The organism is Thalassotalea ganghwensis (assembly GCF_053485795.1).
Genome location: NZ_JBQRUM010000021.1, coordinates 47,549 through 60,248, shown reverse-complemented (window position 1 = coordinate 60,248; position 12,700 = coordinate 47,549). Strand labels below are relative to the sequence as shown.

Genomic DNA, 12,700 nt, shown 5'->3' with positions numbered 1-12,700 from the left:
GAGCGATTGCTCGTCAATTTACACTATAAAGTTAATTCAAGAACGCTTTAAAAAGCATTCACTATAAACCTGACTTTAACGAAGCCTCAATAAATTTATCGAGATCGCCGTCAAGTACCGCTTGTGTATTTCTATTTTCAACACCCGTACGTAGGTCTTTTATACGGCTATCATCTAATACGTAAGAACGAATTTGGCTGCCCCATCCTATATCTGACTTGCCTTCTTCCAACTCTTGTTTACTCTCATTTTGTTTTTGAATTTCCAACTCATAAAGCTTGGCTTTAAGCAACTTCATTGCCGTCGCACGGTTTTTATGTTGAGAACGATCATTTTGACACTGCACTACAGCGCCTGTTGGAATATGCGTAATTCGAATGGCTGAGTCGGTTTTATTAACATGCTGACCACCAGCGCCTGAGGCACGATAAGTGTCTACACGTAAATCCGCTGGGTTGATATCTATTTCAATATTGTCGTCAATCTCTGGGTAAATAAATGCAGAGGCAAATGAGGTGTGGCGGCGACCGCTCGAATCAAATGGCGATTTTCTAACTAAACGATGCACACCGGTTTCCGTGCGCAGCCAACCATAGGCGTACTCACCTGAATACTTAATGGTACATCCTTTAATGCCAGCGACATCACCATCTGAAACTTCAAGCACTTCAGTCTTAAAACCATGTGCTTCACCCCAACGCAAATACATGCGCATCAACATTTCAGCCCAGTCTTGAGCTTCAGTACCACCAGATCCTGATTGTATGTCTAAGTAACAATCGTTTTGATCCTGTTCCCCTGAGAACATACGACGAAACTCAAGTTTATCAAGGCTTTGTGCTAAAACATCCACTTCAGCTTGCACATCATCAAAGGTTTCTTGATCTTGCTCTTCAACAGCTAACTCAACGAGACCTTCAACATCATCACAGCCAGAAATTAATTCATCAATTGTTTCTACAACCGCTTCTAATGCCGCTCTTTCTTTACCTAATGCTTGAGCGCGTTCGGGCTCATTCCAAACATCTGGAAGTTCTAATTCACGAACTACTTCAACTAAACGCTCACTCTTGTGATCATAGTCAAAGGTACCCCCTAAGCATTTCAGTGCGCTCGCGAATTTCTTTGATTTTGTTGATTATTGGATTTACTTCAAACATGTTTAGAGCATTCTTCTTTATTAACGCAGTATCGCATTTAGCAAAACAATAGAAAATTGTCGCGCATTGTAGCTTAAATCTAGCACCAAATAAATGACAGAATATGCATCAATTATGCTATTTCATTACATCAGGGGTTGTTGCTCTTGATCGTTCATTTGACAACACGTTTTAGTTACATACTGACAAGATGATCAATCATTAACTGCAGTGTTTGTTTATTGCGAAATTCATTGATATCAAGTCGATACGCGACATGAACTTTATTTGCCTGACTATTCGGCCAGGCTTTGGTATTGACATTAAAGGCGATGCCATCAAATAACTCACCATCTTTTTCCAAAACAACTTTGAGGTGCTTTTCGCCAACGATTCGTTGTTGGACTAGCGTAAAAATATCATCGAATAATGGTTCTAAAAAATTTTGCCCCCATGGCCCAGCTGCTTTGACTTGCTCAGCAAAGGTCAAGGTCATTAGCTGAGTTGGCAGTTCACCATCAGAAAATAGCCTCCCTTTAAGCACTTCTTCATCTAACCATTGCATAGCATAGTCATTAAAGAGCTGTTGAAACTGATTAAAATGACGTTGCTCAATGCTTAAACCCGCCGCCATCGCGTGACCACCGAACTTAATAATCATCTCAGGGTGCTTGCTATCAATATGCTCGAGCAAATCTCGAATGTGCAGCCCAGGAATAGAGCGAGCCGATCCTTTAAGCTCATCACTCCCTTCTACTTTGGCAAAGACCACTGTCGGTCGATGATATTTTTCCTTTAATCGTCCAGCGACGATGCCAATAACCCCTTGGTGCCACTGAGGGTGAAATAAAGCAAGAGCAAATGGTAAGTTATCTTCTGTAAAGTTACATTGCTTTAAGACGTTTTCTGCTTCTTGCTGCATGCCTTGCTCTATCTCTCTACGCGTTTTATTGAGAGCATCAAGCTCTTGTGCCATCGCGCGAGCCGTATTTAAGTCTTCAGCCAGCAAACAATTAATGCCAAAGGCCATATCGTCTAATCGTCCTGCAGCATTAATTCTTGGTCCTAAAGCAAAGCCAAAATCGCTCGCCACTAATTGCTGCTGATTTTTACCCGCCACTTCGATCAGTGCCTGTATACCGGGTCTAGTTGCGCCGGCTCTTATACGCTTTAATCCTTGTTCCACTAATATCCGATTATTATTATCAAGAGAAACGACATCGGCAACTGTACCCAGCGCCACCAAATCAAGTAGTTGTGCAACATTAGGTTCTGCAATGCCTTTTAACGCAAACCATTGTTTCTCTCTTAGATACTTTCTCATAGCCAAAACAAAGTAAAAGGCAACGCCAACACCCGCGATTGATTTACTGCTAAATTGACAATCTGGTTGATTGGGATTAACGATAGCATCAGCTTTAGGTAAGACTTTTCCAGCCAAATGGTGATCGGTGATAATCACTTTTAGTCCGAGGGATTTTGCTTTTTCAACACCTTTGTGACAGCTGATACCACTATCAACAGTAATTAACAGCTTAGCCCCTTTTTGGTATGCGATTTCAACAATTTCGGGAGTGAGACCATAACCATACTCAAAGCGATTTGGCACCAAAAATTGATGGTTGGATGACCCTAGCATTGATAAGGCCGACATCATTAATGCCGTACTGGTGGCACCATCGGCGTCAAAATCGCCGATGATAAAAATAGACGCTTTTTCTTGTAAGGCAGAAAAGAGCACTTCACAAGCGCTGTTTAGCCCTGTCATCGATTCTACAGGCAAAAGCTGCTTAACGACCAAGTCAAGTTCTTGCCGAGATTTTACGCCTCGACGAGCATAAATTTGTTTGATAACCGGGTGAAGCGTATCAGGCAGAAAGCTATCATCTACCTGATCTAAGCGAACGATTTGTTTATCCACTGCTGTTAGCCCGCGGCGTTAACACTCTCGATAATTTTTAATAGTGATTCAGGATCTTTGTAACCTGGTAACATAAATCCATTTTCAAATATCATTGCTGGCGTACCACTGACACCAATTTGACGACCAAAATTAAACTCTTGCTCAACCGGACTCTCGCAGATTCGTTGTGCAACTGATGATCCTAATTTAGCTTTTGTTAGTGCTTCTTGTGGATCTTCATGACACCAAATAGAACGCAGGTCTTTAAATCCTTTTGAATACTCACCGGTTTGATCTTTAATGCCGTAACGGGGATACGCTAAGTATTGAATAGTAATCCCTCGGTCATTGTAATCCGCCATTTGCTCATGCAATTTTCGACAATAACCACAGGTAATATCGGTAAAAACAGTAACAACGTGTTTTTCATCTTTTGCTTTGAAAACAATCATATCATCTTTAAAGCTTTCAATACCGGCAACGCGAATGTCACTTTTGGTTTTCTCAGTTAGGTTTGCCCTTGCATTTAAATCGTAAAGTGTCCCTTCGATCAAAAAGTTGCCATCAAGACTTGAATAAAAAACGCGATTTTCAGAAATCACCTCAACTAAGCCGACCATCGGTGATAATTCAAGTGAGCTTACCTCACCAACCAACGGAGCTAATTTAGTTTTTAATTGCGCCAACTGAGCAGAGACCTCTGCACTTTGTGTCGTTGCATTACTACCTTGATTAGCATGGGCAACGAAAGCTGATGTCGAAATAAGTAGTGAAAGCGATAGTGTTACACCAGTGATAAATGTCTTTAACATGAAAATTCCAAAAAAATGAGCCTTTGAGACAATGACCGTTTAATTGCCGCTAAAATTACCGTGTTATTGATAAGAAATCAAACCCTAACAAATAACTGTGGATTGCTGGGTGTAGTAAATAGATGAATTTATCTGTTAAAATCACGCCTCTTTTATCGTGACGGAAGTAAATAAAGGTTATGTTATCAATCGGTTTGTTTTATGGCTCAACTACCTGCTACACCGAAATTGCGGCTGAAAAAATTCAGCAGCAATTTGCCAACAACCATAATCAATACTCTGTCACCTTAGCGAATATAAAAGAAACTCCTCTCAGTGATTGTTTGCAATATGATGTGATAATTTTTGGTATCTCAACGTGGGACTACGGTGAGCTACAAGAAGACTGGGAAAGTCATTGGTCGGACATTGCTTTGTTAGATCTGTCTGAAAAAATTGTCGCTTTATATGGTATGGGTGATCAGATTGGCTATACCGATTGGTTTCAAGACGCGCTTGGCATGTTGCACGAGCAAGTCGTTGCTCAAGGGGCATATGTTATTGGTTACTGGCCAAATCAAGGATACGAATTCGCGGCTTCGAAAGCGTTAACTGAAGACAAAGCACATTTTGTTGGCTTGGCGCTTGATGAAGATAATCAATACAATTTATCTGACCAGCGCATTACCACTTGGTGCCAACAACTGGTTAACGAGCTTGAACAATTATTAAATCAGGCCTAACCGTAAGCTCACTCTGTAATTAGGTTAGCTAATCGATACAATTGCCCGTATAATACGCAACAATTTTGTTTTTAAATGATTTAGATTTTATATGTTTGAGCAGTTTGACCTCGATTCTGAGCTTTTAGCGGGAATAAAAAGTGCAGGTTATAAAAAACCAACGTCTATCCAATCGCTTGTTTTACCTGAAGCAATGGCTGCGAAAGATGTCATGGCTTCAGCACCGACAGGTACTGGAAAAACCGCCGCGTTTTTATTACCGGCGTTGCAGCACTTACTTGATTACCCAAGAAGAAAGCCAGGATTTGCTCGCGTATTGATCTTGTCTCCAACTCGTGAACTTGCTTTACAAATTCATGAGCAATGTGAAATTTTGTCTGCACATACCAAGATCACCACAGGTGTCATCACCGGTGGGGTAAACTATGGTAGTCACAAAGAGATTTTAACCGGTGGTGTCGATGTCGTTATTGCCACCCCAGGACGCTTGTTAGAATACATTGACAATGAACAATTTGATCTTCGTGATATCGAAATTTTAGTACTAGATGAAGCAGATCGTATGCTTGATATGGGTTTTGCAGAGACCATTAACCGAATTGTTGGCGAAGCTCGTTGGCGCAAACAAACGCTGCTATTTTCAGCAACTCTTGAAGGAGCTGGCGTACTAAGATTTGCCAAAGACATTCTTAATGAGCCTGTTTATCTAGAAGCCAACCCATCACGAAAAGAAAAGGCAAAAATCCATCAATGGATCCATTTGGCAGACGATAAAACCCATAAGTTTAATTTATTGGTCAATATTCTTAAGCAAGAAGACGTTAAACGAGCTGTAGTCTTTGCCAACAAAAGAGAAACCGTACAGTTTCTATCCGGCAAACTCTATGCTGAAGAAATTCCCTGTGCGTGGCTAGAAGGCAACATGCCACAAGATAAGCGTAACAGCGCTGTCGATCGTCTAAAGAAAGCTGATGTCAATGTGCTTGTTGCAACCGATGTAGCAGCTCGCGGCTTGGATATTGACGATATTACCCACGTCATTAATTTTGATATGCCAAGAAAGGCCGATATTTACCTGCATCGTATTGGCCGTACCGGACGCGCTGGAAACAAAGGCATCGCTATTTCTTTAGTAGAAGCTCATGACATGGCGGTTATCGGTAAAATAGAACGCTACATGGGTGAGAAGCTGGCGCGAAGAGTGATTGAAGGTTTACGTCCGCAGCACAAAGAAGCACGTGTTGCCTTGAAAAAACCCAAGGTCAAGAAAACCGCAGCTCAGAAAAAAGCAAAAGCTAAAAAAGTTGCCAAACGCAAAAAGAAATAATACCTTTACGTTAGCAGGTCATATCTAAATGCATGACCTGTTAACCTTGCTACGCTGATTCTGCCTCTTTTCGGGTGAACACCCACTCATTGCCTTTACTGAGTGCTTCATTGAAGACATACCCTGCACTATCAAACGCTTTAAGCTGCTTAACATCGTTTATTCGGTTTTCAATAATATAACGAGCCATCAAGCCTTGCGCTTTATTGGCAAAAAAGCTGATCATTTTTTATTGACCATTTTTCCAATCTTTAAACGCCGGAGTAATAATGTCGGCGCCAAGCTCTTTCTTCTTGACGGATTTGATGGACGCATTTTAAGCCAAGTTTATATAGTTAAACTACCTTGTCTTCCTTAGCCATCATGCGCCTGTTTAGGACGGGGCAGAGTAATAAAAAAGGAAGCTTGAATTCGCTTCCTTTTTTATTCGTTAAACTAGCTCAAAGTTCTTATTTAAAATAACAAACTAGCGCATTTTACTCGCCTTCGTAAAACGCCTTTTTGCAAACAGATTTAGGAAACCAAGTAATACAAGTAGCTGCACAAAAGCGCCACCACTTGACGTTTTATTGATCTTAGCCATTACATCAATTGAATGCGCATTGTCAGTTTCGTCTTGCTCATCATTGTCTGACGCCACACTGACAGACAATGATTGCCAGTCGCTATCAGCCAATGCTATGACACTAGCTGTTACTGTAATCGATTGATTGATATCTAGACTACCCAATGAGCAGACAGTTTCATTGTTGTCATTGGCACACGTGCCATTACTAATTGAAACTTCAACAAACTCTGGAACCTTCATTGTCAGCATCAGATTTTCTGCCATTAACGGCCCCGCATTACGTATAACAAAGTCAATCGTTTGACTATCCCCCTGAACATCCAGTGTTAAGCGGGACTGCTCTGACGCAATACTTAATTCAGAAGTAGTCGCAAAGCTTCCGTTTTTGGACGGATAGGTACGCACTTCACCAGTGTTTTGATCAAGCGCCATTATTTCAAGGTTACCATCACCATCTAGATCTTGAATATTGATATTTCTGGATGACTCGATAATCGTCTGGTCTTGGCGGATGAAGTCAACTGCATTACCTTCGCCTAAATACGTTTCATATACTCCACTTTCCAAACCGATTAGCAAGTCAACATAGCCATCGCCATTTAAATCTTCAACATAGACACTATGAGCAGCTGAATTACCTATCGTTGTTAGCGTTTCAAATTCTCCAGAGTCGTCATTAATCGCTAAAATGGTGACCGACCTATCAATACTAGTATCGCCAGTAGTGGCTGCTTCTTCTGGAGTTAGACCTTCTTCAGTATCCTGAATCTCTTCACTAGCGAATTCTGGTTCCTCTAGCGTACCGGAGATAACAATAAGCTCTTCAACGCCATCATTGTTTAAATCAGCACTGATTGTATTTATTGCATTATCAACAGGAAGTTCTAATTCTTGCATATCACCTGAAGCAACTAATTCGTCAACGTTCAACTCAAATTCTGGTATCAGATCCTCTGCTTGTGCAGTGGTTAAAGCAACTGGCGGTGTACTAAACAATGCTCTAGAAGAAATACTTTTAGATGCACTAGACGCATTACTTGCATAGTAGTTAAAGTAAGATCTTAATAGAGCACTTCTGTAACTAATGAGTATTCTGTTGCCGTAGACTCCTGAAACCATGAAATAGTAACGATCTCGTCTGCGATGATAAGTAGTACTCACAGTAGCAATGGGCTCTCCTAACATTTTTCCAAAGTTAAATGATAAGGTCGCGATTAATTTATTGTTTTCATGTCTAAATAACACCAGTCGATTTCGGCCAAATATAGAGATGTCAATTTGGCCATCACCGTTGAAATCAAAGCGAGCACTTCCACCAATTGGATACCCTAAGTCCCCCCCCTTTTGAAACCGATTATTCGCTTTATTTAGATAATAAGCAGAAGCTTGACCGCCTCGTTCATTAATGAGCACCGCATCTTTCAGTCCGTCTCCATTAATGTCTGTTGCAAGTATATATTTTGTTTCTCCATTATTATCCAAATTACCAACTAAAAGTCCCTCTTGGTCCGTCACCGACTCTAAATATACCTGATGGGTATATATACCTGCTTTCGTTCCGACAATATAATCATAACCTGAACGTCCTACTCTGCTGTCTAGCATTCGCATTACGGTTGCGTTTTCAATATTGAATGAGCCCCTATGTTTAATCGGCGCTAAGGAAACGTAAATTGAGTCTGTTTGACTCTTGGATTTATTGACTCTCGTATCTACGATTTGAGCGCGGACACTGACATCACCATCAATTATGGGTTGTAACGTTAAAGGGTATTGTTGAGACTCTTCTATCGCTAATGTAAAACGACAGTAAGCGTATTTTACACTATACCTGACGCACCCAGAGTCAACCGCTGTAATTTCTGCATTTTCAACAGTAAAACCAACCCAGCCAGTGAAGCCCTCTGATATGCCCCCGACATTCTCAATGTTAGCACGATATTCGAGTGGCTGATTAGATAACGGAGCTTCCTTATCCCACCCCGCAGTGATGTTTATAATTGGTGAGTCGATATCATCTACATTAATATAATAAGTATTTTCTACTGTATCTTTGCCATCAGTGAGCTCCAGAACAACTGGATAACTGTCTTTTAATACAGAATAAGGGACTTGCTGCGAAAACAGATAATTATCTTGACTTAAACTTAACCACTCTGGCGCCGATTTGATGCTAAGTGACAAGTTGTCACGGTCATCGTCTCTGACATCAATATATTTGCCAAATTTATACCCTTGCTTGGTCCTAAACCTACCTGACGTATAAAAATAAGGTGCCGAATTAATTTGATTAAGGTTTAGCACAACCCTTGCACGATCGGACGTACCATCACGATCAGTAACGATATACTCAAAAGAGTCTCTAAGCACCTTAGTGCCGTTATGTTGATAACTAAAACTTCCATCTGGATTCAAACTAAACGCTTTCGCATAAGCAGGCCGCGTTCGAACTTGAACATTCAGCTGATCGTATTGATCTGGGTCACTGTCATTCGCTAACACACCATTGTCTGCATCGACGTTTAACACAGCGTTTTGATCAAGTGTATATTCATCTCGGAAGGCTACAGGAGCATCATTTACAGGTCTTATGTAAACAATAAAACCCAAATCTAGACTGTACCCGCCACTGTCTTTTAGGCTCAGGGTAAACTCTACATACTCGCGGCTAACATCTTTCTCAGGGGTGTAAATCACTTCCGAGTCAGTAATTTCAAGCGTTCCACCAAAAGTAGGCTCCGACGTTACTTCAAGGTAAGCTGGCCCTGCAACTCCATCTTCTATTGTATAAGGAATCGTTAAAACTTCGTCTTCGAACACCCTCAAACTTCGCGTTATAGTTATTTGCGGGTCTTTAATAATAGCATTGACGGTTACATTGATTTGTTTATCAACCGCTGCACCTTGACTATCAGTAAAAGTAAGCGTAAAGCTGTCTTGACCACTAAAATCTCGATTAGGCATGTAAAGCACATTAGAGATAGATTGTTGCAAAATAGCACTGCCATTCTCAGCCTGTACTTTAACCGACAATGAAACTTCATCATTTTCGTCATCTGTTACCGAGTAATCAAGAAAAAAAGATTTATTTCTATCCGTCTCAATAGATTGTGCGATAGTAACAACCGGCGCATCATTAACTGCAGAAACGTTTACGCTAACCGTTCGTTCAACCTCTAAACTGCCATCGGAAAACACCAACGTAAAACTGTCAGTTCCAAAATAGTTTATATTGGGCGTATAACTCAAAGTAGATAATGTCACCTCTACATTACCATTTGTTGGCGGTGTCTTAAGGTTGACGGATACCGTCTCACCCTCGACGTCATCAACAATTATATTAAGAGCCCCTGTAGTATCTTCTGCGACATTAAGCGTTGATGCCAATGTGATGATAGGTGCATCATTGACCGCATTTACCGAAACCGCGACACTATGATTGTTGGTGTAACCACTGCCATCACTTAAGGTCACCACAAAACTGTCGCTGCCATTATAATTAGGCGCTGGTGTATAAGTGATATTGGTGCCACTGATACTTAGCGAGCCATTGGTGGGTGCTGTCTGCTGTGTCGCTGTAACTGTATCACCGTCAACATCGGTATAGCTAAAACTCAATACAGCTGGCGTATCTTCATTCGTGCTTAAACTATTTGCGATAGTAATAACCGGGTCTTGATTCACCGAGGTCACAGTCACACTCACCGCGTGATTAGTGCTATAGCCATTGCCATCACTTAAGGTTACCACAAAACTGTCACTGCCATTATAGTTGGCATTCGGTGTATAAGTGATATTGGTGCCGCTGATACTTATTGAACCATTTGTAGGTGCCGTCTGCTCTGTCGCCGTCACCGTATCACCATCAGCATCGGTGTAACTAAAACTTAATACTTGGGCTGTGTTCTCCGACGTGGTTAAACTGTTCGCTATGCTAACTGAAGGGTCATCATTAACCGCGTTCACCGTAACTGTAACACTATGATTGTTGGTGTAACCACTACCATCACTTAAGGTCACCACAAAACTGTCGCTGCCATTATAATTAGGCGCGGGTGTATAAGTGATATTGGTGCCACTGATACTTAGCGAGCCATTGGTGGGTGCTGTCTGCTGTGTCGCTGTAACTGTATCACCGTCAACATCGGAGTAGCTAAAGCTCAATACAGCGGGCGTATCTTCATCAGTGCTTAAACTATTTGCGATAGTAATAACCGGGTCTTGATTCACCGAGGTTACAGTCACACTCACCGCATGATTAGTGCCATAGCCATTGCCATCACTTAAGGTTACCACAAAACTGTCACTGCCATTATAGTTGGCATTCGGTGTATAAGTGATATTGGTGCCGCTGATACTTATTGAACCATTTGTAGGTGCCGTCTGCTCTGTCGCCGTCACCGTATCACCATCAGCATCGGTGTAACTAAAACTTAATACTTGGGCTGTGTTCTCCGACGTGGTTAAACTGTTCGCTATGCTAACTGAAGGGTCATCATTGACCGCATTTACCGAAACCGCGACACTATGATTGTTGGTGTAACCACTACCATCACTTAAGGTCACCACAAAACTGTCGCTGCCATTATAATTAGGCGCGGGTGTATAAGTGATATTGGTGCCACTGATACTTAGCGAGCCATTGGTGGGTGCTGTCTGCTGTGTCGCTGTAACTGTATCACCGTCAACATCGGAGTAGCTAAAGCTCAATACAGCGGGCGTATCTTCATCAGTGCTTAAACTATTTGCGATAGTAATAACCGGGTCTTGATTCACCGAGTTCACAGTCACACTCACCGCGTGATTAGTGCTATAACCACTACCATCACTCAAGGTTACGACAAAGCTATCGCTACCATTGTAGTATGAGACTGGTGTGTAAGTGATATTGGTGCCGCTGATGCTTATCGAGCCATTTGTTGGTGCTGTCTGCTCAGTCGCTGTTACCGTGTCACCGTCGACATCGGTGTAACTAAAACTCAGAACTTGTGCCGTATTCTCCGACGTGGTTAAACTGTTCGCTATGGTAATCGATGGTGCATCATTAACCGACGTTGAAGTCACAACGGTCGTACTATCAGTATTGGTAGCGGTACCATCGTTAACCGTAATCGTAAATGTAGTATCTTCTGTTAAGGTTGGCGTTACCCTATTTTCGGTAGGAGCAAAAACTAATTGACGGATAGCTGTTTGAGCATTAACCGGGGCAGTTGACGATAACGTATAACTGCCACCACCTGCATCAGTAAAACCGGATGCGGTTAATGACGCTGAAGAAAATGCGCCTTTCGCCGCGGTATCCAAGCTCACTGATACAGTTACATTGTCATTATCTAAATCTGTGATAGTAACGGAGCTAAAAGGGGTAGCTGTTGCATTGTCATTGATTGTTGTCGAAGCCGTTACACCAGCTATCACAGGGGCGCTATTGCTAGCACTTAGATCATTATATAACTCAGTAACATCGGTGCTCGTTAATACCCGTGAATAGATTTTTATGTGATCCAGACTACCGTTTAAAAAATTACTTGGTGTTAAATTCATCGCCCCAATTTGAATGGTCGCTTTATCGTCTAAAATCGCTGTAGTTCCAGTCTGAGTGGCTTCTAAAACATTATCTACATAGACATTCATTTCGCCTGAACTTTGAGAGCGCGTGACAACAATATGGTGCCAGCTATTATCATTGATTGACGTTAAGGATGTTGCAGTGACGTACCCGCCGGTATCGCCAACTCCAAAACCTAACTTACCATTAGAGACAATGGAGACCGCATAATCATCTACATAGCCAGCTTCATCGGCGGTAACAATGCCTATGCCAGCCCAAGCACTGGGATCTGCACCTGTGCTCGTAGTTTTTATCCAAAACCCGATAGAAAAGTCATTCTGCACCATACGAGTCACTTCTGTATAACTCGATGAACCGTTAAACACTGCAGCACTGCCAACTTGCCCACTGGCATAGGTTATTGCACTACTGGCGAGGCTATTATTACTGCCTTGACTATCGTCAAGATTATTTTCAAATGCATAGTGGGCAACAAGGCCAGTGGTGATATCTGCGAGGGTTTGTCCCGAAAAGAATATCAAAATCAACAACGCAAACTGCGAACTACGTGACATACAATGTTCTCTATATTTTAATTTGTAGATAAATGCATCAATATTACCAAAAGTGCACGCTAAAATACATGAAAATAAGCAAAAACTGTAGATTCAATAAAAA

The 12,700-nt window shown here is 41.6% G+C and carries 6 protein-coding genes and 1 pseudogene; 2 read left to right on the top strand and 5 right to left on the bottom strand.

Translation table 11 applies throughout. From position 1 onward, the window contains the following. Nucleotides 1-61: 61 nt before the first annotated feature. The 3 genes from prfB to dsbC form a co-directional block, all read right to left on the bottom strand. A protein-coding gene (gene prfB / locus ACSLUH_RS17380) for a peptide chain release factor 2 (RefSeq protein ID WP_448569349.1) occupies nucleotides 62-1,160 on the bottom strand; the annotation gives its coding sequence in 2 pieces (ribosomal slippage) (nucleotides 62-1,084 and nucleotides 1,086-1,160; 1,098 coding nt in all). Nucleotides 1,161-1,335: 175 nt separating this feature from the next. Next, nucleotides 1,336-3,060, bottom strand: coding sequence for a single-stranded-DNA-specific exonuclease RecJ (gene recJ / locus ACSLUH_RS17375; RefSeq protein WP_448569347.1), 1,725 nt, complete (start codon nucleotides 3,058-3,060; stop codon nucleotides 1,336-1,338). A gap of 5 nt (nucleotides 3,061-3,065) precedes the next feature. Further along, nucleotides 3,066-3,854, bottom strand: a complete 789-nt coding sequence (gene dsbC, locus ACSLUH_RS17370; protein WP_448569345.1) for a bifunctional protein-disulfide isomerase/oxidoreductase DsbC — start codon at nucleotides 3,852-3,854, stop codon at nucleotides 3,066-3,068. A gap of 179 nt (nucleotides 3,855-4,033) precedes the next feature. On the opposite strand from dsbC, the gene fldB reads away from it, so the two are divergent. After that, nucleotides 4,034-4,576 (top strand): flavodoxin FldB, encoded by a 543-nt coding sequence (gene fldB / locus ACSLUH_RS17365; protein ID WP_448569343.1) that lies wholly within the window; start codon nucleotides 4,034-4,036, stop codon nucleotides 4,574-4,576. 91 nt (nucleotides 4,577-4,667) lie between these two features. Next, the gene (srmB, locus tag ACSLUH_RS17360; RefSeq protein WP_448569341.1) at nucleotides 4,668-5,903 is read left to right on the top strand and encodes an ATP-dependent RNA helicase SrmB; all 1,236 of its coding nucleotides are present in this window, start codon (nucleotides 4,668-4,670) and stop codon (nucleotides 5,901-5,903) included. Nucleotides 5,904-5,952: 49 nt separating this feature from the next. On the opposite strand, the pseudogene yaaA reads toward srmB, so the two are convergent. Both yaaA and ACSLUH_RS17350 read right to left on the bottom strand, forming a co-directional pair. Next, nucleotides 5,953-6,207, bottom strand: a pseudogene (gene yaaA, locus ACSLUH_RS17355) (peroxide stress protein YaaA); the annotation flags it as partial. Nucleotides 6,208-6,369: 162 nt separating this feature from the next. Then, nucleotides 6,370-12,597: a tandem-95 repeat protein gene (locus ACSLUH_RS17350; RefSeq protein WP_448569339.1), complete on the bottom strand. Its 6,228-nt coding sequence runs from the start codon at nucleotides 12,595-12,597 to the stop codon at nucleotides 6,370-6,372. Between the last annotated feature and the right edge of the window lie 103 nt (nucleotides 12,598-12,700).

Coding starts and splice junctions, on each gene's coding strand:
- dsbC (WP_448569345.1), bottom strand. CDS start 3,854: ATGTTAAAGACATTTATCACTGGTGTAACACTATCGCTTTCACTACTT.
- fldB (WP_448569343.1), top strand. CDS start 4,034: ATGTTATCAATCGGTTTGTTTTATGGCTCAACTACCTGCTACACCGAA.
- srmB (WP_448569341.1), top strand. CDS start 4,668: ATGTTTGAGCAGTTTGACCTCGATTCTGAGCTTTTAGCGGGAATAAAA.
- ACSLUH_RS17350 (WP_448569339.1), bottom strand. CDS start 12,597: ATGTCACGTAGTTCGCAGTTTGCGTTGTTGATTTTGATATTCTTTTCG.